Here is a 25,543-nt window from a genome sequence, read left to right as displayed (position 1 = left end):
CGGTGCTGCACACCGCACGACGATTCCCCAGTGTAGAACAGGCGTGTGACGCCGGGGTGTCGGCCCGCACCTCGGTCAGCGGGCGTCCCCAGCGGATGCCGGTCGGCCGAGCACAGGACCGAGCGCGTCGAGCTCCTCGCCGCCGGCCATCAGCCTCGTGAGCTCGTCGACCGTGATCCCGTCGCGCGCGAACTCGCCGAGGCTCGTGCCGCGGTTGAGCACGAGGAACCGATCCCCGACGGCCCAGGCATGGTGCGGGTTGTGCGTGATGAACACGATGCCGAGGCCGCTGTCCCTGGCCCGCGCGATGTACCGCAGCACGAGGCCGGCCTGGGTGACGCCGAGCGCGGACGTCGGTTCGTCGAGGATGACGAGTTTCGCGCCGAAGTGCACGGCGCGGGCGATCGCGACGGCCTGGCGTTCCCCGCCGGAGAGGGTGCCGATCGGCTGGTCGACGTCGCGGAGGGTGATGCCCAGGGTCGCAAGGCTGTCCCGGGTGGTCGCCCGCATCCTGGCGACGGCGAGGCGGCGGAACGGCCCGCGGCCGACCGTCTCCTCCGTTCCGAGGAAGAAGTTGCGCCAGACCGGGAGCAGCGGCACGAGGGCCAGGTCCTGGTAGACCGTCGCGATGCCGAGGGAGAGCGCGTCACGGGGGCTCCCGAAGTGTTGTTCGACGCCGTGGGCGAGGAGGGTGCCTTCGGTGTGCCCGTGTGCCCCGGCGAGGACCTTGATCAGTGTGGACTTGCCCGCGCCGTTGTCGCCGAGCACGCAGAGCACCTCGCCGGCTCCGATCGAGGCCGTCACCCCGCTCAGCGCACGCACCGAACCGTAGCTCTTGCCGAGACCGCGGACCTCGAGAAGAGGCGTCCGGGCATCCGCCGCCGCGCCCAGAGGCTCCGCCGCGCCCAGGGGCTCCGCCGCGGTCATGAGCGCTCACCGGCCTGGCGGCGCACCCAGAGGTTGACGAGTACCGCGAGCAGCAGCATGCCGCCGAGGAAGGCCTTGAGCCAGTTGCTGTCCCACTGGGCGAAGACGATGCCCTGGAGCGCCATGCCGTAGATGAGGGCGCCGAGGGACGCGCCGATCGCGGAGCCGAACCCGCCGGTGAGCAGGCAGCCGCCGACGACGGCGCAGATGATGTAGACGAATTCCTGGCCGATGCCCGTCGTCGCCTGCACGGTCGACACGTCGAAGAGCTGGAGCATTCCGACGAGCCAGGCGGCGCCCGCGGTCGTGAGGAAGAGCCCGAACTTCACCCGGCGCACGGGCACGCCGACCTGGCGGGCGCTTGCGGCCTGGCCGCCGACCGCGAAGACCCAGTTGCCGAAGCGGGTGCGCAGCAGCACCCAGGTCGCGAGCGCGGTCAGCAGGATCCACCAGACGATCGAGATCTTGACGTCCATGCCGAACAGCGGGAACGAGGAGCCGAAGAGCACCCGGGCCTGGTCGAAGCCCGTGACGGCCCCGAGGCCCTGGATCGCGACGGTCCCGGTGAGCAGTTTGGTGACGGCGAGGTTCAGGCCCTGCAGGATGAAGAAGGTTGCGAGGGTCACGATGAAACTCGGCAGGCCGGTCGAGGTGACGAGCCACGCGTTGAATGCCCCGACGAGGAGGGCCGCGGCGAGCGCGAGCACGAGGGCGAGCCACACGTTCAGGCCCCACTGCGTCGTCGCAATACCGACGATCAGGCCGGTCGTTCCCGTCATCGCGCCCGCGGAGAGGTCGAACTCTCCGCCGATCATCAGGAGCGCCACGGCGACGGCCATGATCCCGAACAGCGACGACGAATACAGCCAGGTTGCGACGCCGGCCGGGGTCAGAAAAGCGGATGTCGAGATCGAGAAATACAGGAAGATCCCGAACGCGGCGACGAAGGCCCCGACCTCGGGGCGGCGGAGCAGCCCGGTCATCGGGTTCCGTGTGCCGCGTAGGTGGCGACCTGCGCCGCGTTCTCCTTCGTGACGAACCCGGGGCCGGAGAACACCGGCTGGCCGCCGCCGACGACATCGCCGTTGCGCTTCTGCAGGGTGAGGAAGACCACCGGAAGGTAGCCCTGGGAATAAGGCTGCTGGTCGACCGCGAACAGGATCGAGCCGGCCTCGATGAGCGTCGTCACGTCTTTGGACACGTCGAAGGTCGCGAGCTGCGCGTGGCTGCCCGCGTCGGTGATGGCCTGGCTCGCGGCGACGGCGATGCCCGGGTTCAGGCTGAGCACACCGTCGATCGTCGGGTCGGCCAGGAGCGTGCTCTTGATCGTGTTCTGGGCGTCCGCGAGGTTGGCGATGTCGACCTGTACGTTCGTGACCGGGCTGCCGAGCCCGGCGGCGGCTCCCCGGCAGCGGTCCTCGAGGCCCGTGTTGCCTGCCTCGTGGATGACGCAGATCACCTTCGTGGCTCCCGCCTTGGCGAGGCGCTCCCCCGCGGACTGTCCGGCGGCGTACTCGCTCTGGCCGACGTGGGTCTGGGCGCCGAAGGCGAGGGACTCCTCGAGTCCCGAGTTGATCGTGATCACCGGGATGCCGGCCGCCACGGCCTTCTCGACGGACGCCTTGACCCCGTCGGGGTTCGCCATCGAGACGATCAGTCCGTCCGGATGCGTCGCGACGGCCGAATCGATCAGCTGGCTCTGACGCACGGGGTCACCGTCGCCCTGGTATGTCACGGTCGCGCCGAGGTCGGTGCCTGCCTGCTCTGCGCCACTCTTGACCACGTCCCAGAACGCGTCGCCCGGGTTTCCGTGGGTGACCACCGCGATGGTCGTCTTCCCGGCGGATGCCGCGTCCGATCCGGTCGCGGTGCTCCCGTTCGTCGAGCATCCGGTGAGGGCGAGCGGAAGCAGGACCAGGGCGGTGAGCCCGGCGAGCAGGCTGGTTTTGTGCAACATCGGTGGGTCGTCCTTCGAGGCCAGTCGTCAGCCAGCTGCCGGAGTTCGGCAGGCGAGCGGGACGCCGCTGAGGATGACCCTCCTGAATCTTAGGCTGCAGCGCTGCGCGGCTGGTTCGGAAAGGACCTCCTACAGGCCGGCGATAGACGGCAGCCGTCCGGAACGGACGGCCTCGGCGAAGGCCTCATAGTCGCGGTCGTTCTGGTCCGCATAGCGCAGCGAGAAATCAGTGATCGCCGTGTCGAATTCAGCTCTCTTCCCGAGGTAGGCGGCGATGGCGACGGGGTCACCCGAGCGTGCGTGCGCGCGAGCGAGCGTCCAGCCGCAGAGCCCGGCATAGAGGGTCATGCCGAACGGCACCATGTTCTCCACGACGACGGACCCCTTCATGTCGCGTAGCTGGCGCCAGTAGAGGAACCGGTTCTCCTGCACCCCTTTCGTCCAACCGAGGTAGATGTCGCTCGCGGCCTGCATCATCCGCTGTCCCTGCACGACGCGCTCACCGGGTTGTTCGTAGCGGCTCCTGTCGAGGTGGTCCTCGAGCACCGAGGCCCTGGCCTCCTTGACCTGGAGGAAGAGTGGATCCTGTTGGTCACGCCCCTGGAGCAGCGCTATGTAGGCGCGCGTGCCGACGCTCCCGACGCCCACGACTTTACGGGCAACGTCGACGAGTTCGAAACGTTCGAGCAGCCGGCGGCGGTCATCCTGGAGATTGGCGCGGTAGGAGCGGAACGCCGTCCGGACCGATTCCTCGATCTCGTCGGGCGACAGTCCCGTCGTCGTCGTCAGCTCCCGGACAGGGATGACGATCGGCGGCTGGCTGATGATCCGGTAGTCCCCGTCAACGAACTCTGCGAGCTTCGACAGCGCCTGCAGGCTGTCACGGGTGCGGGCCTTGTCGGCGAGCGCCCTGGTCCTCTTCTCGGCGTTCACCGCAGCCTTGCGCTCCGTCCGGTCTCCTTTCTTTTTGCCCGCGGCCACCTGGAGGGTCGCCATGACGGTCTCCTCGGTCATGCGGGCGTACCAGACGTCCATCGTGCCCATCTTCGCGAATTCCGCCATCGCCTCGCGATACGCCCGCACCGAGGCGAGCGTCACGTCGTGGACCTGGGAGTTCGTGAACCTGTTGTTGCGCGCCGCGATCGTGAAACTCGCGCACATCCGCTGGACGTCGTATTCGAACGGGCCGGGCAGGGTTTCGTCGAAGTCGTTCAGGTCGAAGAGCAGGGCACGCTCCGGCGAGGCGAACAGGCCGAAATTGGACAGGTGGGCGTCACCGCAGAGCTGGACGATCAGCCCGGACCTCGGGGTGTCCTTGAGGTCGGCGGCCATGATCCTGGCCGCGCCGCGGTAGAACGTGAACGGCGATACCAGCATGCGGCCGTGCCGGACCGGCACGAGGTCCTGCTCCCTGGTGAGGTTCTGTTCCTCGAGCAGCGCCACCGGGTCCGGTCTGTCCGCGGCCGGCGACCAACCCGAGTGACTGGCGCGGGGAGTCTGCTCCCTGGCCCGCTTGCCCCTGGCCTTGCGCTCCCCCACGGTCGCGTGCTCGACGACATTGTCGAGCGCGGCCCTGTCCTCATACATGGTGGACGACATCCATGCTTGACGACCTCTCTGTCGTTTTCTTCTGTCGTTTTCTCCCCGGGCAGGACTAGCCCAGCGCGCGGGCCTTGAGCCGCTCGTATTCGGCCTGGGTGATGACGCCGGAGTCGAGCAGCTTCTTCGCGTCCGCGATTTCCGTGGACGGCGACGAACCCGCAACGGTCTTGATGTACTGATCCGTCTGGCCCCGGTACTGGTTCCTGCGCTGCTCCTGGCGCTCGGACATCCCGGAACCCCGCGCGATCAGGTAGACGAGGGCGGTGAGGAAGGGCAGGAAGACTAGGAAAACCATCCAGATGGCCTTGACCCCGCCGCTGACCTGATGGTCGCTGAACAGGTCCCCGATGACGGTCACGAGCACCATCAGGTAAGCGAGGAAGACGAAGGACCAGAAGAAGAACCCGACAAAGTTCCAGAAACTATCCATGAGCCGTCTTCCCTCGGATACCGGGACACCCGTGTGATGCCCTCGTCGCTGACAAAATACTGTCGTTCGGCCGTTTCTGGAATGGGCACTGCCTGGAATGGCACCGCCGGGAATGGGCCCGGTCACGGCGATTGCCGCGCCTCCCGGGTCTTCCCCTGACGCCTCTCGACGGCCTGGTTCGGAATGTTCCTGGAGAACAACAGGGATCCGAGGGCGAAGAGGACCAGCGCGAAGAAGGACACCCGCAGGGAGGACACCTGTGATTCGCTGTAGATCCTGGTCAACTCGGCACTGTCGGAGCTCGACAGTCCCGCGTCCGTCGCGATGCCGGCCACACTCGAGACGGGAACGATGGCGACACCGGCCTCTGTCTGCGTGCTGACCGCGGATTTCACGGAGTCGGGAAGGCTGCTGCTCTCTACGGAGCTCAGGAACGAGGACGAGAGCGACGCGATCAGCACCGATCCGATCAAAGCGGTACCGAGCGACGAGCCGAGGTTCTGGAAGACGCCCTGAAGCCCGCCGACCTCGCTCGTCCTCTCCTCGCCGACACTGGACATGTTCACGTTTCCGAGTTGCGAGGCGAGAAGCCCGAGTGCAGCTCCCGCGGTGAACATCCCGACGCCGAACACGACGCTCTTCAGGTCCAGGGAGACGGAACCGAGCAGGCATACGGCGCTTCCCACCAGGACGACCTGACCGACGCGCACGATCCGGCGCGGTGACCACAATGTCGACAACCGGGTGCCCACCACGGAAAAGAGGATGAGCGCGATCGACAGCGGGAAGATCTTCAGCCCGGTTTCCAGCGCGTTGAGCCCCAGGGTCATCTGCAGGTAGATCGGGATCATGAAGAACACCCCGGCCGTGAACGCGTACTGCGCACCGAGCACGGAGAGCCCGGACCGGAGCTGCGTGATCGAGAACATCCCGACGTCGAGGAGCGGGGCGCGGCCCGTCTCGGCCAGTCGCCGTTGGCGACCGGTGAACAGCCAGAGGAGGAAGACGCCCAGCAGGATCAGGTAGGGCACGAGGGACAGGCCCAGGGGCTCGATCGGGCTCCCGTTGATCTCGGGAGCCTGTTTCGGGAGGATCCACCCCCAGGTCTTGCTCTGCAGCATCCCGTAGACGACGAGGACGAGGCCCGCCGCCGAGAGCAGGACGCTCGGGACGTCGATTCGGGTGCTGCTCGGCCTGCTGCTGTCGGAGATGAGGCGCGCCGTGAGGACGACGCCGATCATGATCACGACCTCGGACACGAAGACGTAGCGCCAGTTCAGGTAGGTCGTGACGTAGCCTCCGATCAGGGGGCCGGCCGCGACCGCGGCCCCGGACACGGCACCGATGATCGCGTACGCGGTCACGCGGTCCCTGTCCCGGTAGTTCTCCGCGACGAGAGCTGCGATGGCCGGGATCACCAGCACGGCGCCGAGTCCTTCGATGACCGACCAGCCGAGGAAGAGCACCGCGAAATTCGGGCTCAGTGCCGTCAACAGGGAACCGCACGAGTAGACGACCGCACCGATCACGAACGCGCGCCGCCGGCCCCAGATGTCGCCGAGCTTTGCGCCGAGCAGCATGACCGCCGCCATCGTGAGGGTGTAGAACGTGATCGCGCTCTGCATCGCTGCGACCGTGGTGTCCAGGTCTGTGACAACCGTCGAGATCGACACGTTCATGACGGTGCTGTCGAGCACCATGACGAACTGCGCACTGCCGAGGACCGCGATTGCCGTCCACTTACTCATCGAGTCACCCGCAATCCGACGCGAACGCCGCTGGCCCCCTCATCCGGCCGGTTTCCGGCACCCCCGTTCGAGGCGAGTATGACATCGCTCCGAACCACGCGAAAGAGGATCGATCGGCCGCCGCGTCGACCCGCGACGGGCGAGACTACTCAGCGCGGCAGGTGGATGACGGTGAGGACCTCGGCGAGGAGGCGGATGCGCTCCCAGAGCGACTCGACGATGATGTGCTCGCTGCGGGCGTGCGCACCGCCGCCGCGGGGTCCGAAACCGTCGACGATACCGAGAGCGGATGCACCGAGCAGGTTGGTGTCCGCGGCGCCGGCCGCTGGACGAGCGCCGAGCGGAGCCCTGTCGGAACCACCGTCGCCGAACCCGGCGTCGCAGCCCGAGATAACGGCGGCCAGGGCCTGGTCGGCGGCGCGTGGCTGCCAGGCCGGGCGGTAGGACAGCCGGGTGACGGCCACCTGCGCACGCGGGCGGACGGGAGTCAGCGCCTCGATCTCGTCGAGGACTTCGCCTTCGATGTCCGGATCGGAGAAGCGGAAGCCGAGCACGGCCACGGCGTCGTCCGCGACGACGTTGGCCAGGCCGGGGGCCGTGATGGAACCGAGGTTGTAGAGCACCTTGGCAGTCGGGCGTTCTTCGGCGCGGATCGTGGCCCTGGCCGCGATGTCGCGCACCCGCAGCAACTGGTCGATGATCTCCTCCGTCGCGGAGACTCCCTTCTCGGGGTCGAGGGCGGCGTGGGCGGGAACACCGGAGACGGCGAGAGCGAGGCGGGTGCTGCCGAGACGCCCGACCTTGAGGTCGCCGTCGGGGTGCGGCGACTCGAAGCCGATCGCCGCAGAACAGCCGTCGGCCGTGGCCAGGAGCAGCGCGCCAGAGGTCGGGGAGCCGATTTCCTCGTCTGCCGTGACGATGATCCGCACCGGCACGTGGTCCACGGCGCCGGCATCGCCCAGGGCGCGGAGCAGCTCGAGGGCCTCTTCCATGACCACCAGGCCGGATTTCATGTCGTAGACCCCTGGGCCGGTGATGCGGATTCCATCGCTCGTCCACGGCACGTCGCCGGCAAGGGTGCCGACCGGCCACACCGTGTCGGAGTGCCCGATCAGGAGAACGGGAGCGGCGCCGACGCCACTGCCCCGCCCGGGGAAGTCAGCGACGACGTGGGGGCCTTCCGGTGTCCGGTGCAGCACCACCGTGCCGCCGAGTCCGGAATAGCGGCCGGCGAGCGCATCCGCGAGCGCCGTGATGGCCGTGCCCGCCCCGGTCGGCGTCTCGCGGAGCACGTAGTCCTCGAGGGTCGCCAGCGCACGAGCCCGCGCGGAGGCGTCCGGTATGACGGGTCCAGTGGATGTGATGACGGCATCTCCTCAGGCGGTGGCAGGCTCGGAACAGGTAGAAGATATGTTACCTATCCTTCGACCAGTTCGCGAATTTGCTTGAGAGTTACGAAACGAATACGACACATAAGTTGTTTATGATTGTCAGATTGGTTCTGGAACATCGTGTTCCGAAAAGACCAGGACAGGGAAACGACACAACATGGGTGACCTGAAACTCACGGTGGAATCCACCCGGTCACGCGCCGTGTTCAGCCACGCCAGCGAGCTGTATACCCGGGTGTTCGGTTATACCGCGGCCGATCACAGCCTGAACCCGAAGCTGCTCTCGGCAATCGTGGGCAACGGCGGTGCGGCCGTTGCCGCGCGGGACGGCGCCGGCGAGCTCGTCGGTTTCGCCTACGGCTTCGTGGGTTTCGAATCCGGGGCGCCCTATCTGTACTCGCAGGCCGCGTTCATCGACCCCGCCTGGCAGGGCAAGGGAGTGGGCCGCCTGCTCAAGCAGGGACAGGCAATCATCGCGAGATCAGAGGGACTCACCTCGATGCGCTGGGCGTTCGACCCGACCCTTGCCCGCAATGCCCACTTCAACCTCGACGTGCTCGGCGCCCGCGGAGTGCGCTTCGCCGCGAACTACTACGACGAGCCGTTCTCCGACCGACTGATCGTCGACTGGGCGCTCTCGGGCGCCACCGGTACCGAGTCGGCCACGCCGCCCCGCGCCGCGGCGTCGATCCCCCCGAGCTTCCCCGTCGTGGACCCCACAGCACTGGGAACGACGCTGCCCCGGCACTGGGGTCGGCCGGTGGGCGACGGCGACGTCATCCACGTGCCGATCCCGTCCGACAGTCCCGCGAAGACGCTCACCCCCGTCATCGTCCAGGCATTGAGAGCCGCCGTGGCCGAAACCTTCACCGAGTTGTTCGAGCGCGGCTACGTCGCCGAATCCTGCGTCCGGGTCGACGGCACGAGCGCCGCATACGTCTTCGTCGCGGCCAGCACCCAGGAGCCCGCGCCGCGCATCCGCCAGGCAGCCCGTTGACGACAGAGGCGAACGAGGCCCTCACAAGTCCGGAGGACCGGTACGCAGCACGACTTCAGAAGCGGTCGTCGTCGTCGGTCTTGCGCGCGCGCATCGTGGAGAGCGAAAAGAAGAACCTTGCCGAGACCTTCGCACACCTCGGGGAAGACGATGCCCTCGTTCGCGCGCCGGCCCGGATCGTGGCCGCCCGCAGGCGGTATGTGCTCGGCGCGGGCAAGTCATTCGCATACGCGACCCTGTTCGCCTGGGACCTCTCGGCAGGACTCTCTCAGGTGCTCCTCATCGACGAAGCCGCCGTCCGCTCGATCGACGTCCTCAGCGACGTCCGCCCGACCGATGTGCTCGTCGTGTTCTCGTTCCGCCGGTACCAGCGGCAGAGCGTGCTCGTCGCCGAACGGTTCGCCGCGGCCGGCGGAACCGTGATCGCCGTCACGGACTCCCCCGATGCTCCGGTCGCAGCCTTCGCCACCGAAACCGTGACCGTGCCGACCAGCAGCGCCTCGTACGCCGACTCCCCCACGGCGGTCGCCGCCGTCATCCATCTGGTGAGTACCTTGAGTATTGCCAGTGCCAAAGGAGCCCGGCGCAGGTTCGCCGAGCGGGAGCAGCTGAACCAGATCCTGAACAGTTACGTGGAGTGAACCATGGACGAACGCAGCACCCAACGCAGCATCGAAGGAGCACGATGAAGGTAGTGGGCGTTTCCCTGTTTGTCACCCGGTTGCCGCTTGTGCACGGTTTCGAGACGAGTTCTCACCGCAAGAGCCACCTCGACCACATCGTGGTGCGCCTCACCGACGAATCCGGCGCGGTCGGCTGGGGCGAGATCGCCTCGGCGAGCGACCCCTTCTATTCCTCGGAGACCGTGGACACGGCGCTCCTCGTCGCGAAGAAATACATCGTCCCCGCGATCATCGGGCACGAGTGGGAGACGCCGGCCGAGCTGGCGACGACGTGGGCACGCATCCGCGGCCACGAGTTCGCCAAGGCCGGCTTCGACATGGCCGCGTGGAGCCTGTACTCCGGCGCGCGCGACGAACCGCTGTCCGTGGCACTGGGCGGCACCCGCGCCGAGGTCGCAGCGGGCGTCTCCCTCGGCATCGAATCCTCCATCGACGCCCTGCTCACCGAGGTCAGCCGCCATGTCGACGCCGGATACCGCCGGGTGAAACTCAAGATCAAGCCGGGCTGGGACATCGGTCCCGTTCGTGCTGTACGCGCCGCTTTCCCGAAGCAGGACGTCCATGTCGACGCGAACGGGATCTACGCGGATACCGACGAAACCACGGCCCTGATGCGCGGTCTCGACGAATTCGGCCTCAGCATGATCGAACAGCCGTACGCACCCCGCAATTTCGTCGCCCATGCCAGGCTCCAGGCCACCCTGGAGACCCCGATCTGCCTCGACGAGGGGGTCGTGGACCTCGACGACATCGGCACGATGATCGCCCTCGGCGCCGGCCGGATCCTGAACATCAAGGTGTCACGGATGGGCGGTCTCACCGTTGCCCGCGCCGCACACGATCTCGCGAGGGATGCGGGCATCCCGGTGTGGTGCGGCGGGATGCACGAGTTCGGCATCGGGCGCGCGGCCAACGTCGCCCTGTCATCGCTGCCCAACTTCAGCTACCCGTCCGATGTGTCGGCGTCGGAGAAGTATTACGCGAAGGACATCATCGACCCCCCGGTCACCGCACTCGACGGCATGGTGACCGTTCCCACCGGGCCGGGTCTCGGCTACGCGGTGCTGCCCGACTGGATTTCCGAGAACACGATCAGCCACGAGCACTATGGAGTAGAACGATGAGCACAGCAGACACGAATCCCGTTGCGATGAACGCGGACGCCTCGCCCACAGACGGGGCGGACCCCCGCGTGCTGTTCATGCTGGACGACCCGACCCAGACCGGAACGGATGCCTCCGCGCTCGCGGCCTCGGTCCGTCGGGCCGACCCGGCAGACCCGCAGATCTCGGTGCTCGACCTCGCGGTGACCCGCGGCGACGGTATCTTCGAAACGCTCGACGCCATTGACGGTTTCGGCCAGGCCCTCGAGCCGCACCTGGCCCGCCTGTCCAATTCGGCCAGGTTGCTCGACCTGCCGGCTCCGTGCCTCGACCTCTACCGCGAGGGCATCCGCCAGGGAATCGCAGCGTCGACCCACCCGCGCCTGTCGGTCAAGCTCGTGCTCACCCGCGGCATCGAGGGCGCCGGCCGGTGCACGGGGTGGGTCTTCGTCGACCCGGAACCCGACTTCACCGAGGCGCGCACCCACGGCCTGAAGGTGGTCACCCTCGACCGCGGTTACCGCCACGATGTCGCCCAGACGTCCCCGTGGTTGCTGCAGGGAGCGAAGACCCTCTCCTACGCGGTGAACAAGTCGGTCTACCGCGAGGCGGAGCGCCGGGGAGCCGACGACGTGATCTTCATCAGCAGCGACGGGTTCGTCCTGGAAGGGCCGACATCGACAGCCGTGCTGCAGTTCGGCAGGCACCTCGTCACGCCGTCGACCGACCAGGGCATCCTCGCCGGCACGGCACAGGCCGCCTTCTTCGAGTACGCGGAGGCGAACGGGCTGACCACCGAGTACCGCACCGTCACTCCCGACGAGCTGCAGGCCGCAGACTCGGTCTGGCTCGCCTCGAGCGTGCGGCAGATCGTGCCGATCGTCGAGATCGACGGGGTCGCCCGCGGCTTCGACGCCGAGCTCCACACCGCGGCGCTGGACTACCTGGTCACTCGCCGCAGCTGAGGCCGTGCTGTGCGGCCCCAGGCCTCGCGGCCCCGTGCGTCACGGGGCCGTGGGGAGCGCGAGGGCTGCCACGATGTCCTCCGCCCGCGCCCAGTATGCCGCGTAGTGCTCGGGGTCGGCGTTGACCTGGACCGCGTGGGCAAGCAGTGTCGGCTCCATCTCCTTCCATCCGGCGACCTTCGTCAGCTTGGTGAAGAAATTCTGCGCAGAGACGTAGGGATCCATCCGGTCGGCCAGTGTTCCCCAGGCGCCGTTGTCGCGCTGCTGGAACAGTCCGCGGCTGTCGGCGCCTGCCGCGTCGCCGTAGTCGAGGACCCGCAGGCCCGACTCGCCCAGTGCGGTCATCACGCCGACGGTCTGGGTGTGCGTCCCGATCCCGAGGTCCCTCCCCGCATTCATGATGTGGGCCGCGTTGACCAGGCGGTCCTGGCAATAGCCGGCGACGGGCCCGGCGGGCACGGTGATCGCGCCGACGTCGACGGGGTCGGCCGTCGGACACGTGACGGTGATCCCCGCGGCGCCCGCACCGAACCCGGCGAGGTTCCAGCCGGCGAAGCCCAGTCCGACACAGACTGCGACCGCGACGCCCGCGATGACGAGTCCGCGACCCCGGGTCCGAGTCCGAGTCCGAGTCCGAGTCCCGGTTGTGGATCGTCGGGCTCGGGAGTGCGACACGACGGTTCCCTTCGCGAGCGTGGTTGGACTGTGGCATCGGTTGGATGGTCCGACCGCACCCGAGGTGACGCTACCTGCCGAATATATGCGGAAGCACTGAGCCGATGCCGGGTCCAACGACGGGTGGATTCCTGCGGGGCACGAGCGTACCGTACCGACCTGGCCCGGACATCAAGGACGGCACGGAAGCGACCGGGGGCATCACGTGGCGCGCATGTTTCGCCACGTTACCGGCGTGTAAAACGTCTTACCCGGGCATTGCGCCTCCTTGGTCAGCGTGCAAATCTTGCCTAGTTGGTCAATCGTCCAACTTTGCAACCGGGAGTACCCGTGCCTCTGTCACTACCGAAGAAGTCGCCGACGAAGAAGTCGCCGCAGAAGGATGCACCGCCGAAGAAGCTCGGGCACCTCGCCGTTGTAACGGGCGCCAGCTCCGGTCTCGGTGCCGAATTCGCCCGACGATGGGCGGAGCGCGGGTATGACGTCGCCCTGGTCGCGCGGCGAAAGGACCGTCTGGAGGCCCTCGCCGCCGAGTTGGAGGAATCCTCCGGCGTGCACGCCTTCGTGGTGCCAGACGATCTGTCGGACCCCGAGGCCCCGTATCGGATTGTCGCGGCCGCCGAGGCTCTGGGAATCCCCATCCGGGTTCTGGTGAACTGCGCGGGCTTCGGCACAGCGGGGCCGTTCGTGCACGAAGATTCCCGCCGGATCGCCGACGAGATCATCGTCAACACGCTGGCCCCGACGATACTGAGCCGGTTGCTGCTGCCAGCACTCCTGTCGGCGCCGGGCGGCGTCCTCCTCAATGTCTCGAGCACCGCCTCGCACCAGCCACTGCCGGGCATCGCCGTCTATGCGGCGACCAAGTCGTATCTGACCTCCCTCACCGAGTCGCTGTGGCAGGAACAGCGCGGGACCGGGCTCACCGTCCTGGCGCTGTGCCCCGGTCCGACGGCGACCGGGTTCTTCGAGGCCGCAGGCTCCGACGCATTCGCCGTGGGCTCGGTCGCGACGATCGACACCGTCGTGCGCTCGGCATTCGCTTCCCTCGACCGGCCTGACTCCGGCCCGACGCTCACGGTCGGGTTCCGGAATCGGGTCACCGGGAGCCTGGCCAGCCTCGCGCCACAGCGAATCTCCCTCGCCGTCGCAGCACGCCTCACGTCGGGAGCCCGCGGATGAGGCGCATCCCGCCCGCACAGCGTCGGGACGAACTCATCGCGGCGGCCACGCGCGTCATCGCCCGCGATGGGCTGACGGCCGCAACGACCCGTGCCATCGTCGCCGAAGCTGGCATGCCGCTCGGCGCCTTCCACTACATCTTCGACTCCCGTGACGATCTGCTCACGGCCGTGATCGACACCAACACAGAGGAACAGAAGTTCCTCGTGTTCACGAGCGTGGGAACCGACCAGGACCGCAGCGTCAAGGCCGTGCTCCGGGCCGGCCTCGACGCCTACATCGACTGGCTCGTGGCCAACCCGCACCGTGAACTCGCCCTCGCGGAACTTGCCCTGTACGCCTCCCGCACCGGGACCGCCGAAGCGGCACGCACCCAGTACGACGTCTACTACCGGTCGGCGAAGGAATCGTTGCGCCGCGTCACCGAGCTCACCGGGCAGTCCTGGACTGTACCTGTCGAGCAACTCGCGCGTTACCTCGTCGCGATCGTCGACGGGATGACGTCGACCTGGCTCGCGGACCGCGACACCGAGGCCGCCAGGTCCCTCGCGGGCTTCGCCGCTGCGTCGCTCGCGGGACACGCATCCGCGCCCGACAAGGCAGCCACCGAACCGAGTGATGACGAGAGCGACGACATCCGGATTCGCATCCACCTCGACATCGATCTCGATCTCGATCTCGACTGTGACGACAACAACTCCCGCAACAACACCGGCCACAACACCGAACAGGACCCCCGTGCTCACTGACACCGACCCCCACGTGCGCGCCCAGGTCAACCTGCACGCGGTACTCGGCGCGCTACCACGGCTCGCCGAACTCGCTCCCGATGCCCAGGCGCTCCTCGCCAAGCTGAAACGCCCGGTGGCGGTGAGCTTCCGCGGACCGGCCGGGCTCAGCCTCGACCTCAGCTTCGCGCAGGACGGGATCACGCCGGGACGCACACCGGGCGCCGCCCGCGCCCTGCTGGTCTTCCGCTCGGCCGCGCACCTCAACGCCGTCGTCGACGGAACGGCCGGCCCGATTCCCGCCGCCGGACCGGCCGGACTGCGCTTCCTGCTCACCGTGTTCACGCCGCTCAGCAACCTCCTCGGCTCCTACCTGCAGCCGACCCCCGACCGCCTCGCCGACGCGGGCTTCACCGAGATCAACGCCCTGCTCACCCTGCACGTCGCCGCGACGGCGATCACGATCATCGGCAACGAAGACCGCAGCGGACAGTTCAGCGTCGCGCAGATGCCCGACGGTGACGTGGACATCGAAGTCGGGGAGGGACTCCGCTACCGGCTGGCAGTCCGTGGCAGCAGCATCCGCCTCGATGCCGAACCCACCGGTTCTCCCCGTGCGGCGCTCACCTTCGCGGACCTCGATGTCGCCGGCGGGGTGCTCAGCGGGCGATACAGCGCCCTCGCCTGCATCTGCGACGGTCGGATGGCGATGCGCGGGATGATCCCGCTCGTCGACAACACCAGCAGGATCCTCGACCGCGTCAGCTCCTACCTCGGAAAGTAGCCCGCCATGACCGACACCCTCTCCCCCGTCACGCCCATGAATCCCATCAAGCCGTTCGAATACCCGCTCAGCCGTGCCGCCTTCGCGCGGGCCACGAAGGTGATCCCGTCGGGGATCTACGGCCACCAGGGCCCCTCGGAGGGCTGCTACATCCCACAGGCCTCCTTCCCGCTCTTCTCCTCCCGCGCGGAGGGAAGCCGGTTCTGGGACGTCGACGGCAACGAATACATCGACTACATGTGCGGCTACGGCCCCAACGTGCTCGGGTACGGCGACGCCGAGGTCCACGCGGCCGCCCGCAGGCAGGCCGAACTCGAGGACGTCGTCTCGATCCCGTCGACGATCATGGTCGACCTCGCCGAACTCCTCGTCGAGACGGTCGCGAGCGCAGACTGGGCTTTCTTCGCCAAGAACGGCGGCGACGCAACGACCCTCGCGATCATGACGGCACGCGCAGCGACCCGCCGCAAGAAGATCATCTTCGTGAAGGGCTACTACCACGGGGTGGCACCCTGGTCGCAGAAGCTCGACTACCCCGGGGTCCTCGAAGAGGATGTCGCCAACAACCTGACCATTCCGTTCAACGACATCGAGGCCTTGCGCCAGACTCTCGAACAGCATGCCGGCCAGATCGCCGGGCTGATCGCCCAGCCGTACATGCACGGGAACTTCGTGGACAACGCGCTCCCGGCCGAGGGGTACTGGCAGGCCGTTCGCCGGCTCTGCGACGAGCATGGCGTCGTCCTCATCGTCGACGACGTCCGGGCCGGCTTCCGGCTCGACCTGGCCGGTTCCGACCATTACTACGGCTTCAGTGCCGACCTGATCTGCTTCTGCAAGGCCCTCGCCAACGGTTACAACGTGTCCGCGCTCTGCGGCCGCGACTTCCTTAAGGACGCCGTCAGCAGCATCACATACACGGGCAGCTATTGGATGAGCGCCGTGCCGTTCGCCGCCGCGATCGCCACGATCACCAAGCTGCACCGCATCGACGCGCCCACCCAGTTCGCCCGGCTCGGCACCCGGTTGACCACGGGCCTCGTCGCGGCGGCACACGGCGAGGACTTCACCCTTGTATCCTCGGGGGAACCAGCCCTGTTCTACCTGCGTCTCGCCGACGACGACTCACTCATGCTTCACCAGGAATGGGTCGCCGAATGCGTGCAGCGCGGGGTATTCATCACCTCGCACCACAACCACTTCATCAACGCCGCCCTCACCGAAACGGACGTGGACATGACGATCGATATAGCCAGGCAGGCCTTCTCCATCGTCCGGAAGCGGCATCCGCTGTGGAGCTGAGCCCGCACCTCCCCGTCCCACGGGCGGAGCTGGTCTCGGTCGGGTCGACCTATGCCGTGCAGGGACTCGGGTACGCAGTGATCGCGACCTCCCTGCCCACCATCCAGGCACGCCAGTCCCTCGACGCGACCATGGTGGCCCTCCTTCTCCTCGGGGTCTCGCTCGCCGCGGCGGGCGGATCGGTCCTCGCCGACGCGATCGCCATCCGCCGCAACAGCAAGGCCGCGCTGCTCAGCGGGCTCGCCGCCCAGGCCGTCGGGTTCTTCATGATGGCGACCGCACAGCCGGCCCCGATCTACATCGGTGCCGTACTGCTCTACGGCGTCGGGCTGGGCGCGGTGGATGCTTCGAGCGCGATGCAGGGCGTCCTCGTGCAGAGGGGCAGGCCCCGCCCCCTCCTGGGGCGGTTCTTCGCCGCCTACACGCTCGCCGCGATCGTGGGGGCATTCCTGATGGTCGCGCTCGTGGAGACCCCGGCCGGCGCCGGGGCGGTCCTCGCGATCGTCGGAGTGGTCGACGTGCTCGTCATCGTCGCCGGCTGGCGGCTCCTCGACACGGGTCATGCGGCCCGCAAGCCCGGGCACGCCCGCGACGCCACCCGCATTCCGCGCTGGCCCGTCTTCGTGATCGGGGCGCTCATCCTCGCCGCGTTCGTCGCCGATTCCGCCGTGAGCACCTGGAGCAGCATCTACCTCAGCGGCACGCTCCATACGGCGGCCTGGGCTGCGCCGCTCGGTTACGCCGCATACCAGATCGTCGTGCTCATCTCACGGCTCGGCGTGGACTACCTCGTCCGCCGTACCGCCCGCACGGTGATCGCAACGTCGGCCATCGTCTTCGGCGGCATCGGATTCGTGGTGATCGCCCTGGTTCCGACCGAAGCAGGCGCGATCATCGGCTTCGCCCTCACCGGCGTGATCGCGGGGGCCCTCGTCCCGCTGTCCTTCGGGGCCGCCGGCGACGTCCTCCCGTCCCGCAGCGACGAGATCATCGCGAGGGTGAACCTCTTCAATTACGCCGGCGCCATCCTCGGCACCGTCATCGTCGGGGTGGTCGCCGACCAGACCGGTTTCGGCATCGCCTTCCTGATCCCCCTCGTGATCCTGGTCCTGGTCCTGCCCGCAACCCGGGCCCTGCGCAAGCCGAAAGCCATCCCCCTCGAGGCACCCCAGCCCGGCTGAGCACGGCAACAGTTGCCCGTGCGGAACTGCCGGGCCTTGTCCGGAGCGTAAAAAAATGAAATCATGTTGTCACTAGATGGAAATGCTCCGGTCGCAGTTGATCGGATTCTCTCGAAAGGCGGCGGCATGAGCCTGGACGCTCCGGAATCCACGGGCACCCGGACCGTTGAACGCGCACTCGGCCTCCTCGCCTACGTGTGCGAACACGGCGCCGTGTCCCTGACCGAAGCCGCGCGCGGCAGCGACCTGTCGATCTCGACCGCCCTCCGACTCCTGCGGACCCTTGAAACCACGGGGTTCGTCTCGCGGGACGACAGCGGCGACTACCGGCCAGGGAGCATCACCATCCGGCTCGGCGCCCAGGCGCTCTCCCGGGAGACCATCGTCTCCGTCGCGGAGCCGAAGCTGCACGAGATCGTCGAGCTCACGAGCGAGAACGCCTACCTCGGCCTGCCGTCGACCTCGGACACCATGCTGTACGCGGCCGGCGTGCACGGGACCCATCCGGTCCAGCTCGCCAACTGGGTCGGCCGGGTCATTCCCCGCTCGACGACGGCTGCCGGAAGGGCATTCGCCGGCGCTGTCGGTCCCCGGGGTTTCACCGTCGTCCGAAGCGGAGCAGACCATGACTCGACTGCGATCGCCGTGCCCGTTCACTCGGTCGGCAAGATCGTCGCAACCGTGTCGGTCGTCATCCCGAACTACCGCGTCACCGATCCCGGACTGGATCGCATCGGCGCCCTTCTCATCCGGGTCGCCGGCGAGATCTCCGAACGGCTGGGTTCCGACCCGCTGCCGCAGAATCAGACAAAACCAACCGACTAACCAACCGGCGCCGGCCGGCATCAACCAGAAGGAAGAAAATCGTGGCCCAGAAGCATCTCCCCCGTCCGGTTCGCGCTGCCAGGGGCACCACCCTGACCGCGAAGAGCTGGCAGACCGAGGCGCCGTTGCGCATGCTGATGAACAACCTCGACCCCGAAGTCGCCGAGCGTCCCGACGATCTCGTCGTCTACGGCGGCACCGGGAAGGCCGTCCGCAGCTGGGAGGCGTTCGACGCGATCGTGCGCACCCTCCGTGAGCTCGAGGACGACGAGACCCTGCTCGTGCAGTCCGGCAAGCCGGTCGGGGTCTTCCGCACCCACACCTGGGCGCCTCGGGTGCTGATCGCCAATTCCAACCTCGTCGGGGACTGGGCGACGTGGCCCGAGTTCCGCAAGCTCGAGCAGGCCGGGCTGACCATGTACGGCCAGATGACCGCCGGTTCGTGGATCTACATCGGCACCCAGGGGATCCTGCAGGGCACGTTCGAGACCTTTGCCGCGATCGCGGACAAGCGATTCGATGGCACGCTCGCCGGAACCCTCACCCTCACCGGCGGCGCCGGCGGCATGGGCGGCGCCCAGCCCCTCGCGGTGACGATGAACGGTGGCGCGGTGCTGATCGTCGACGTCGACCCCGCCCGTCTGCAGCGCCGGGTCGACCACGGCTATCTCGACGAGATGACGGACGACCTCGACGACGCCGTCGCCCGGGTCCTCGCCGCGAAGGCGGACCGCCGGGCGCTTTCCGTCGGGCTCGTCGGCAACGCGGCATCCGTCTTTACCGAACTGCTCGAACGCGGCGTCGCGATCGACATCGTCACGGACCAGACCAGTGCGCACGACCCGCTCAGCTACCTGCCGGAGGGCATCAGCGTCGCCGACTGGCACACCCGCGCCGCCGCGGACCCCGAGGACTTCACGATCCGGGCGCGGGCATCGATGGCCAGGCACGTCACCGCGATGGTCGGGTTTCGCGACGCCGGGGCCGAGGTGTTCGACTATGGCAACTCGATCCGTGCCGAGGCGGTCCTGGGCGGATGCGAGCGCGCATTCGAGATTCCGGGTTTTGTTCCCGCCTACATCCGGCCGCTGTTCGCCGAGGGCAAGGGACCGTTCCGCTGGGCCGCCCTCTCCGGGGACCCGGCCGACATCGCCGCGACCGACCGGGCGATCCTCGAACTGTTCCCGAACGATGCGAAACTCGCGCGCTGGATCCACGGCGCCCAGGAGAAGGTGCAGTTCGAAGGCCTCCCCGCCAGGATCTGCTGGCTCGGCTACAAGGAACGGCACCTCGCCGGGCTGCGGTTCAACGAGATGGTCGCCTCCGGCGAGATCAGTGCCCCGATCGTGATCGGACGCGACCACCTCGACGCCGGCTCCGTCGCTTCTCCGTACCGCGAGACCGAGGCGATGAAGGACGGCTCGGACGCGATCGCCGACTGGCCGCTGCTCAATGCCCTGCTCAACACGGCGTCCGGCGCGACCTGGGTGTCGATCCACCAGGGCGGCGGTGTCGGCATGGGCCGGTCGATCCACGCCGGCCAGGTCACCGTCGCTGACGGAACGGATCTCGCCGCCCAGAAGATTGAACGGGTACTGATCAACGACCCCGGCACCGGCGTGATGCGTCACGTCGACGCCGGTTACGAGCGGGCGGCCGCCGTTGCCCGTGAGCGCGGGCTGCGTGTGCCGATGTGGGAGGCCGAATGACGGCGCCGGCAACGGCGCACGGCCTGCTCTCCGGCCTCGACGAGATCGCGGACATCGGCAGGGATGCCCGGCGCGGCGGTTACTCCAGGCACCTGTGGCAGCCGGCCGACCTGGAACTGCGCGACTGGTTCACCGGACGCGCCGTCCGGCTCGGGCTCGACGTGGAGATCGACCGGAACGGAAACACCTGGGCGTGGTGGGGGCCGCGCGGCGACGATGCGATCGTGGTGGGAAGCCACCTCGATTCCGTCCCGGGCGGCGGCGCCTACGACGGACCCCTCGGCGTGGTCAGCGCCCTCGACGCGATCGCACGACTGCAGGCGAGCGGGTTCCGGCCCGCACGCCCCTGCGCCGTGCTGGTCTTCGCCGAGGAGGAGGGCTCCCGGTTTGGTATCGCCTGCCTCGGCTCCAGGCTGATGACCGGCGCACTCGATGCAGGTCGGGCCCGCGCTCTCGTCGACGCGGACGGAATCTCGCTCGAAGCAGCGGCATCCGCTGCCGGCATCGACCCGGCCGGCCTCGGCGAGGACCGGGCCGCCCTCGCACGCATCGGTTTGTTCCTCGAACTGCACGTGGAGCAGGGCCGCGGGTTGATCGACCTGGGCAGCCCGGTCGCGGTCGCCTCCTCGATCCTCGCCCACGGGCGCTGGCGCATCACCTTCACCGGAGAGGGCAACCACGCCGGTGCCACGCGCATGACCGACCGTCGGGACCCGATGCTCGCAGCCGCCCGCTCGATGCTCGCGGTTCGGGATGCCGCCGTCGCGAGCACCGGCTCCCGGGCCACGATCGGCCGGATCGAGGCCGTGCCCGGTGGCACCAACGTGATCTCCTCGCAGGTCACTGTCTGGCTCGACGCCCGTGCCGCCGAGGATGCCGCAGCACAGGACCTCGTCACGGAGATCACCGCGCGGGTCTCGGCGGCCGCCGCAGCAGAGGGATGCACCGCGGTCGTTGCCGAGGAATCCTGGAGCGGCGCCGTCGCTTTCGATGAGGCGCTGCGCGACCGGCTCGTTCACTCCCTGCACGGCGTCCCTACTCTCCCGACGGGCGCCGGCCACGATGCCGGAGTGCTGTCGAGTCGCCTGCCCACGGCGATGATCTTCGTGCGAAACCCGACCGGAGTCTCCCATTCGCCGGAGGAATTCGCCACGCTCGACGACTGCCTCGCCGGCGTCGCGGCGCTCGAGCAGGTTCTCCGGGAGCTGCTGTGAAACCGGGAATCACCGTGACGTTCTGGTGCGCACGCGCCCTGATCGACGGCGCGCCCGTTGACGCGGTCCGGGTGCACGCGGCCCCGGACGGGACGATCGCCCGGCTGGAGCGGGGCGTTCCGGCGCGCGCCGGCGACACGGTCCTCGGTACCGTGGTCCCCGGGATGGGCGACGCGCATTCGCACGCCTTCCACCGTGCCCTGCGCGGACGCACGCAGGCCGACGGCGGCGATTTCTGGCGCTGGCGGGAGAGGATGTACGCCGCGGCATCCGCTCTGGACCCCGACCTGTACTACGAACTCGCCTCGGCGGTGTTCGCCGAGATGCTCGTCAGCGGCTGGACGGCCGTCGGCGAATTCCACTATGTGCACCACCGGCAGGACGGCCGGCCGTACCCGGATGCCCACGCCATGGAGCTCGCGGTCGCGGCCGCCGCACGAGACACCGGGATCCGCCTGACCCTGCTCGACACCTGCTACCTGCGCGGGGGCGCGGATCGTCCGCTCTCCGACCTGCAGCGGCGGTTCGGCGACGGCTCGGCGGAGGCCTGGCTGCAACGCTGGTCGAGCCTGCGGGACACCCTCGATACCGTCGCTCGTACTCTGGCCGGTCCAGGCCCTGCCGTCACGCTCGGTGCCGCCGTGCACTCGGTGCGGGCTGTGCCCCGGTCGGCGATGGCGACGATCCTCGCCGGGTTGCCGGCAACGGTTCCACTGCACATCCACCTCTCCGAACAGCCCCAGGAGAACGCGGAGTGCCTCGCCGAATACGGCCTCACCCCGACGGGCCTGCTGCACGAACTCGGCGCTCTGACTCCCCGGCTGAGCGTAGTCCACGCGACCCACCTGACCGACGACGACGTCGAACTCCTCGGCACCGCCGGCGTGACGGCCGTGTTCTGCCCGACCACAGAGGCCGACCTGGGCGACGGGATCGGGCCCGCTCGACGCCTGGCGGATGCCGGCGCCCGGCTTGCCCTCGGATCCGACCAGAACGCGGTTGTCGACCCCTTTCTCGAGACCCGCGGCCTCGAGGCCGGCGAACGTCTCGCCTCCGGTCGGCGCGGCCGATTCTCACCACCGGAACTGACCGAGACACTCACCCGCGGCGGCTACGCGTCGCTCGGGCTCGGAACCGGCGGGCTGCAGGTCGGTGCGTGGCTGGACCTCGTCGAACTCGACACCGCCTCGGTCCGCACCGTCGGCGCGGGTCCCGACCAGCTCCCGCTTGTCGCTACCGCGAGCGATGTGCGCCGCGTCATCGTCGGCGGACGTATCATCGCGAGCGACGGGCTTCTCGTGTCGCCCGCTGCCGACCCCGCAGTCCTGCTCGGTGCCGCCCTGCACCGGCTCGACGACACCATCGACCGTATGAACCCGGTCCGCCTGATCCCGAAGGAACGCGCATGACCTCCGAACTGATCACCGATATCGGCGAGCTGAGCACGTTCGCCGGCCACGAGGACCGTCGCGCGAACGCCGCGCTCGTCATCGACAACGGCAGGATCGCCTGGATCGGCGACGCCGAGCATCCGCCCGTCGCCGACGTGCGCACGAGTGTCGGCGGGCGGGCCGTGCTGCCGGGGTGGGTCGACTCGCATTCCCACCTCGTCTTCGCCGGCGACCGCTCCGCTGAATTCGAGGCGCGCATGGCCGGGACGAAATATGCCGCCGGCGGCATCAGCACCACTGTGAACGCGACCAGGGCCGCAACGGATGCCCAACTCGAGTCCAATCTCCGAGCCTTGCGCGACGAGGCGCGGGCTCAGGGCACCACCTTCCTCGAGACCAAGACCGGCTACGGCCTCGACGTCGAAACCGAGCGCCGGTCCGCGGAGATCGCCTCTCGCGGGGCGGACGTGGTGACCTTCCTGGGCGCGCATCTGGTTCCGGAGGGCATCAGCGCCCGGGACTACCTCGACCTCGTGACCGGCCCGATGCTGGCCGCCGTCAGGCCGTGGGTCAGTTTCACGGACGTGTTCTGCGAGCGCGGGGCCTTCGACGTCGAACAGTCCCGGGAGGTCCTGCTCGCCGGCCGGGCGGCGGGGCTCGGCCTGCGTGTGCACGGCAACCAGCTCGGGCACGGCGGGGGTGTCGCCCTGGCCGTCGAGCTCGGGGCGGCGAGCGTCGACCACTGCAACTACCTGACTCCCGCCGACTTCGACGCCCTCGCCGCGTCGGACACGGTGGCGACCGTACTGCCGGCCTGCGACCTGTCCACCCGGGAACCACTCGCGCCGGCCCGCGCGCTCCTCGACGCGGGCATCACCGTGGCGATCGCGACCAACTGCAATCCCGGCACCTCGTACACGACCTCGATGCAGTTCTGCATCGCAACGGCCGTGCTGCAGATGCGCCTGACCGTTGAGGAAGCCGTGCGCGCGGCCACTCGAGGCGGTGCCCGCGCCCTCGGGCGTGACTCTGGGGCGGATGCCGTCGGCTCGCTCCGGGTCGGCGGTCGCGCCGATCTGCAGGTACTTGACGCGCCCTCCATCTCGCACATCGCCTATCGGCCGGGGGTACCGCTGACCGCCGCCACCTGGCTGCTCGGACAGCGCGTGCCCACGGTGGTGACCCGTGCCGCCCGAGCAGCGTTCTGACGCCGTCTCCCGCGCGAGCGCCCGGGTGCCGGTCGCCTGGCGCAATGGCGGAGGCTGGACGAGCACTGTGGCCGGAGCGCCCCCTGCGGCGACAATGGACGATTTCGACTGGCGGGTCAGCATCGCGACGATCGCCGGCGACTCGGCATTCTCCGAGTTCGCCGGCATCGACCGATACCTCGTCCCGCTGTCCGCGGCCGGGCTCGACCTGACCATCGACGGCACCTTGCAACACATCAGCCAGTACGAGGTCTGCGCTTTTCCCGGGGAGAGCCTCGTCTCATCGACAGGTTCGGCGGAGAGCTCCGACGACCTGAACCTGATGCTGCGCCGCCGCGACGGGTTCCCTCCGGGTCGAGCGTCTCACCGACCCGTTATCGGTGATGCCGGGACCCGACGAGAGCGTCCTGGTCGTCGTCCTCGAGGGCGAGGTCGAGATCGACGGCGCGCCAGGCACGGACTCCCTTGCCCTGGGCCTCCGCGACGCCATGCTGGTCGCGCCGGGACAGTCCCAGACGCTCCGCGGCGAGGCCATCGTGGCCCTCGCATCCACGGCGGTCAGGAACATCCCTTCGGTGCCGGACATCACTGTCACCTGATTCAGCCGGGCCGGTCAGTCGCGGTTGGGTGGTCCGGTGAGGACTTGGTGGGCGCGGTGTCGGTTCGGTGGCCGCCAGAGTCGTTGCGGGTCGATGAGTCCGGGGGCCCGGACTTGTGGTGAGCCTTTCACCATCCGGATCTCCCACCCGGAGGTGTCGATGCTGTGGTGATGGAACCAGCACAGTAGGACACCGTTGTCGACGGTGGTGGGCCCGTCTTTCGCCCAGGGCTTCACGTGGTGTACTTCGGCCCAGTGCGCCGGGGCTTTGCAGCCGGGGATGATGCAGCCGCCGTCGCGGGCGGTAATCGCCCGGCGCTGCGACCGGTTGAAATAGCGCCGCTCCGGACCAAGTTTGATGACTTCGTTGTTCGCCCCGAAGAGGACCCCTTGGAAGCCGCCGTCGCAGATGCGCTGGTGCACTGTCTTGAGCGATACCGGGGCCTCGACCCCGTCGATCCACCCCACCCCGACCCCGGAGGCGAGGTCGGCCGCGTTCACGTGCACCATCACGGTCGGGGCGGATCCGCCCATGCTGGGCGTGTCCTCGTCGCGGGCCGCGTGTTCGAACAACGCCCGGAGGATGTCCGCGCGTTTCTCACCGCCCGTGCGGGTATCCGCGCGGCGCTCCCGCAGCTCCGCCTCGATCACGTCCAGATCCGGGCCCGTGTCGGCGTCGGTACCCGCGGTCTCGGCGCCGGGGATCATCTGACCGGAATCCACCAGGGCCTGTTCCTCGGCGGTGGGGAACGCGGGCCGGGCATGGAAGCTCAGGAAGGCGTCGAACATCGTGTTCATGATCCCGAACAGTTCCGGCGTCACCCCACCCTTCACCGGATACAAGCCGTTCTTCAACTGGCCGAAGCCGATGTTGGACTTTGCCTCGAACAGGTCCTCGGTTGGGAGGACCCCGTCGGGGTCCAGGGCCGCCTGCCACTGCGCG

At 68.6% G+C, this 25,543-nt stretch carries 24 protein-coding genes and 1 pseudogene; 16 read left to right on the top strand and 9 right to left on the bottom strand.

From position 1 onward, the window contains the following. Window positions 1-75: 75 nt before the first annotated feature. The 7 genes from E3O39_RS08265 to E3O39_RS08235 all read right to left on the bottom strand — a co-directional run bounded on the left by E3O39_RS08265 (window position 76) and on the right by E3O39_RS08235 (window position 7,956). Window positions 76-927, bottom strand: a complete 852-nt coding sequence (locus tag E3O39_RS08265) for an ATP-binding cassette domain-containing protein (RefSeq protein WP_134449319.1) — start codon at window positions 925-927, stop codon at window positions 76-78. Further along, the gene (locus tag E3O39_RS08260; RefSeq protein WP_134449318.1) at window positions 924-1,910 is read right to left on the bottom strand and encodes an ABC transporter permease; all 987 of its coding nucleotides are present in this window, start codon (window positions 1,908-1,910) and stop codon (window positions 924-926) included. The genes E3O39_RS08265 and E3O39_RS08260 overlap by 4 nt, the downstream gene beginning before the upstream one ends. After that, window positions 1,907-2,884 (bottom strand): sugar ABC transporter substrate-binding protein, encoded by a 978-nt coding sequence (locus E3O39_RS08255; RefSeq protein WP_134449317.1) that lies wholly within the window; start codon window positions 2,882-2,884, stop codon window positions 1,907-1,909. The genes E3O39_RS08260 and E3O39_RS08255 overlap by 4 nt, the downstream gene beginning before the upstream one ends. A 129-nt stretch (window positions 2,885-3,013) precedes the next feature. Next, window positions 3,014-4,483, bottom strand: a complete 1,470-nt coding sequence (locus E3O39_RS08250) for a DUF2252 domain-containing protein (RefSeq protein ID WP_134449316.1) — start codon at window positions 4,481-4,483, stop codon at window positions 3,014-3,016. A 55-nt stretch (window positions 4,484-4,538) separates the two neighbouring features. After that, entirely contained in the window at window positions 4,539-4,916 is a 378-nt protein-coding gene (locus tag E3O39_RS08245) for an SHOCT domain-containing protein (protein ID WP_134449315.1), read from the bottom strand. A gap of 122 nt (window positions 4,917-5,038) precedes the next feature. Continuing rightward, window positions 5,039-6,664, bottom strand: coding sequence for an MFS transporter (locus E3O39_RS08240; protein WP_134449314.1), 1,626 nt, complete (start codon window positions 6,662-6,664; stop codon window positions 5,039-5,041). A 149-nt stretch (window positions 6,665-6,813) separates the two neighbouring features. Continuing rightward, window positions 6,814-7,956: a M20/M25/M40 family metallo-hydrolase gene (locus E3O39_RS08235; RefSeq protein ID WP_241975354.1), complete on the bottom strand. Its 1,143-nt coding sequence runs from the start codon at window positions 7,954-7,956 to the stop codon at window positions 6,814-6,816. 256 nt (window positions 7,957-8,212) lie between these two features. Here E3O39_RS08235 and E3O39_RS08230 point away from each other — a divergent pair, with 256 nt between their 5' ends. From E3O39_RS08230 to E3O39_RS08215, 4 genes are read left to right on the top strand one after another with little or no spacing between them, the layout of a single operon-like run. Continuing rightward, window positions 8,213-9,052 (top strand): GNAT family N-acetyltransferase, encoded by an 840-nt coding sequence (locus tag E3O39_RS08230; RefSeq protein WP_134449312.1) that lies wholly within the window; start codon window positions 8,213-8,215, stop codon window positions 9,050-9,052. Beyond that, window positions 9,049-9,693 carry a MurR/RpiR family transcriptional regulator gene (locus E3O39_RS08225; RefSeq protein ID WP_134449311.1) on the top strand — a complete coding sequence of 215 codons (645 nt, stop codon included), beginning with the start codon at window positions 9,049-9,051 and terminating at the stop codon, window positions 9,691-9,693. The genes E3O39_RS08230 and E3O39_RS08225 overlap by 4 nt, the downstream gene beginning before the upstream one ends. Before the next feature lie 44 nt (window positions 9,694-9,737). After that, window positions 9,738-10,859 (top strand): o-succinylbenzoate synthase, encoded by a 1,122-nt coding sequence (gene menC, locus E3O39_RS08220; RefSeq protein WP_134449310.1) that lies wholly within the window; start codon window positions 9,738-9,740, stop codon window positions 10,857-10,859. Further along, window positions 10,856-11,803, top strand: coding sequence for an aminodeoxychorismate lyase (locus E3O39_RS08215; protein WP_241975355.1), 948 nt, complete (start codon window positions 10,856-10,858; stop codon window positions 11,801-11,803). The genes menC and E3O39_RS08215 overlap by 4 nt, the downstream gene beginning before the upstream one ends. Before the next feature lie 39 nt (window positions 11,804-11,842). On the opposite strand, the gene E3O39_RS08210 is transcribed toward E3O39_RS08215, so the two are convergent. Then, a complete protein-coding gene (locus tag E3O39_RS08210; protein WP_166787378.1) occupies window positions 11,843-12,478 on the bottom strand; it encodes a hypothetical protein in 636 nt (211 codons plus the stop codon). Window positions 12,479-12,808: 330 nt separating this feature from the next. On the opposite strand from E3O39_RS08210, the gene E3O39_RS08200 reads away from it, so the two are divergent. The 12 genes and pseudogenes from E3O39_RS08200 to E3O39_RS19465 all read left to right on the top strand — a co-directional run bounded on the left by E3O39_RS08200 (window position 12,809) and on the right by E3O39_RS19465 (window position 24,601). Beyond that, entirely contained in the window at window positions 12,809-13,660 is an 852-nt protein-coding gene (locus tag E3O39_RS08200; protein ID WP_241985019.1) for an SDR family oxidoreductase, read from the top strand. Then, the gene (locus tag E3O39_RS08195) at window positions 13,657-14,409 is read left to right on the top strand and encodes a TetR/AcrR family transcriptional regulator (protein WP_241985018.1); all 753 of its coding nucleotides are present in this window, start codon (window positions 13,657-13,659) and stop codon (window positions 14,407-14,409) included. Before E3O39_RS08200 ends, E3O39_RS08195 begins: the two co-directional genes overlap by 4 nt. After that, a complete protein-coding gene (locus tag E3O39_RS08190) occupies window positions 14,399-15,172 on the top strand; it encodes a hypothetical protein (protein WP_134449307.1) in 774 nt (257 codons plus the stop codon). The genes E3O39_RS08195 and E3O39_RS08190 overlap by 11 nt, the downstream gene beginning before the upstream one ends. A 6-nt stretch (window positions 15,173-15,178) precedes the next feature. Further along, window positions 15,179-16,474: an aminotransferase class III-fold pyridoxal phosphate-dependent enzyme gene (locus E3O39_RS08185; RefSeq protein WP_241985017.1), complete on the top strand. Its 1,296-nt coding sequence runs from the start codon at window positions 15,179-15,181 to the stop codon at window positions 16,472-16,474. Beyond that, window positions 16,465-17,655, top strand: a complete 1,191-nt coding sequence (locus E3O39_RS08180) for an MFS transporter (RefSeq protein ID WP_166787377.1) — start codon at window positions 16,465-16,467, stop codon at window positions 17,653-17,655. Before E3O39_RS08185 ends, E3O39_RS08180 begins: the two co-directional genes overlap by 10 nt. 126 nt (window positions 17,656-17,781) lie before the next feature. Next, entirely contained in the window at window positions 17,782-18,480 is a 699-nt protein-coding gene (locus E3O39_RS08175; protein ID WP_134449305.1) for an IclR family transcriptional regulator, read from the top strand. 41 nt (window positions 18,481-18,521) lie between these two features. Beyond that, on the top strand, window positions 18,522-20,189 hold the full coding sequence (gene hutU, locus E3O39_RS08170; protein ID WP_134449304.1) for a urocanate hydratase: 1,668 nt from the start codon (window positions 18,522-18,524) through the stop codon (window positions 20,187-20,189). Further along, the gene (locus tag E3O39_RS08165; protein ID WP_134449303.1) at window positions 20,186-21,403 is read left to right on the top strand and encodes an allantoate amidohydrolase; all 1,218 of its coding nucleotides are present in this window, start codon (window positions 20,186-20,188) and stop codon (window positions 21,401-21,403) included. Before hutU ends, E3O39_RS08165 begins: the two co-directional genes overlap by 4 nt. Further along, window positions 21,400-22,812, top strand: coding sequence for a formimidoylglutamate deiminase (locus E3O39_RS08160; RefSeq protein ID WP_241985016.1), 1,413 nt, complete (start codon window positions 21,400-21,402; stop codon window positions 22,810-22,812). Before E3O39_RS08165 ends, E3O39_RS08160 begins: the two co-directional genes overlap by 4 nt. After that, window positions 22,809-24,002, top strand: coding sequence for an imidazolonepropionase (hutI, locus tag E3O39_RS08155; RefSeq protein WP_134449302.1), 1,194 nt, complete (start codon window positions 22,809-22,811; stop codon window positions 24,000-24,002). The genes E3O39_RS08160 and hutI overlap by 4 nt, the downstream gene beginning before the upstream one ends. After that, window positions 23,980-24,327: pseudogene (locus E3O39_RS19835) on the top strand (HutD family protein); the annotation flags it as partial. The gene hutI and the pseudogene E3O39_RS19835, both read left to right, overlap by 23 nt. 55 nt (window positions 24,328-24,382) lie before the next feature. Continuing rightward, window positions 24,383-24,601: a hypothetical protein gene (locus E3O39_RS19465; protein ID WP_241985015.1), complete on the top strand. Its 219-nt coding sequence runs from the start codon at window positions 24,383-24,385 to the stop codon at window positions 24,599-24,601. A gap of 14 nt (window positions 24,602-24,615) precedes the next feature. Here E3O39_RS19465 and E3O39_RS08145 read toward each other — a convergent pair. Then, window positions 24,616-25,543: HNH endonuclease signature motif containing protein (locus E3O39_RS08145; RefSeq protein WP_134449300.1), on the bottom strand; the 928-nt coding region annotated here is incomplete at its 5' end.

The organism is Cryobacterium sp. MDB2-A-1 (assembly GCF_004402675.1).
In the GTDB taxonomy this organism is placed as follows: Bacteria; Actinomycetota; Actinomycetes; order Actinomycetales; family Microbacteriaceae; genus Cryobacterium; species Cryobacterium glucosi.
The sequence above is the reverse complement of the archived record's forward strand: the minus strand, read 5'-3'. Positions and strand labels throughout refer to the sequence as shown.

Coding starts and splice junctions, on each gene's coding strand:
- E3O39_RS08195 (WP_241985018.1), top strand. CDS start 13,657: ATGAGGCGCATCCCGCCCGCACAGCGTCGGGACGAACTCATCGCGGCG.
- E3O39_RS08245 (WP_134449315.1), bottom strand. CDS start 4,916: ATGGATAGTTTCTGGAACTTTGTCGGGTTCTTCTTCTGGTCCTTCGTC.
- E3O39_RS08255 (WP_134449317.1), bottom strand. CDS start 2,884: ATGTTGCACAAAACCAGCCTGCTCGCCGGGCTCACCGCCCTGGTCCTG.
- E3O39_RS08175 (WP_134449305.1), top strand. CDS start 17,782: ATGAGCCTGGACGCTCCGGAATCCACGGGCACCCGGACCGTTGAACGC.
- E3O39_RS08185 (WP_241985017.1), top strand. CDS start 15,179: ATGACCGACACCCTCTCCCCCGTCACGCCCATGAATCCCATCAAGCCG.
- E3O39_RS08215 (WP_241975355.1), top strand. CDS start 10,856: ATGAGCACAGCAGACACGAATCCCGTTGCGATGAACGCGGACGCCTCG.
- E3O39_RS08240 (WP_134449314.1), bottom strand. CDS start 6,664: ATGAGTAAGTGGACGGCAATCGCGGTCCTCGGCAGTGCGCAGTTCGTC.
- hutI (WP_134449302.1), top strand. CDS start 22,809: ATGACCTCCGAACTGATCACCGATATCGGCGAGCTGAGCACGTTCGCC.
- menC (WP_134449310.1), top strand. CDS start 9,738: ATGAAGGTAGTGGGCGTTTCCCTGTTTGTCACCCGGTTGCCGCTTGTG.
- E3O39_RS08260 (WP_134449318.1), bottom strand. CDS start 1,910: ATGACCGGGCTGCTCCGCCGCCCCGAGGTCGGGGCCTTCGTCGCCGCG.
- E3O39_RS08250 (WP_134449316.1), bottom strand. CDS start 4,483: ATGTCGTCCACCATGTATGAGGACAGGGCCGCGCTCGACAATGTCGTC.
- E3O39_RS08165 (WP_134449303.1), top strand. CDS start 20,186: ATGACGGCGCCGGCAACGGCGCACGGCCTGCTCTCCGGCCTCGACGAG.
- E3O39_RS08265 (WP_134449319.1), bottom strand. CDS start 927: ATGACCGCGGCGGAGCCCCTGGGCGCGGCGGAGCCTCTGGGCGCGGCG.
- E3O39_RS08230 (WP_134449312.1), top strand. CDS start 8,213: ATGGGTGACCTGAAACTCACGGTGGAATCCACCCGGTCACGCGCCGTG.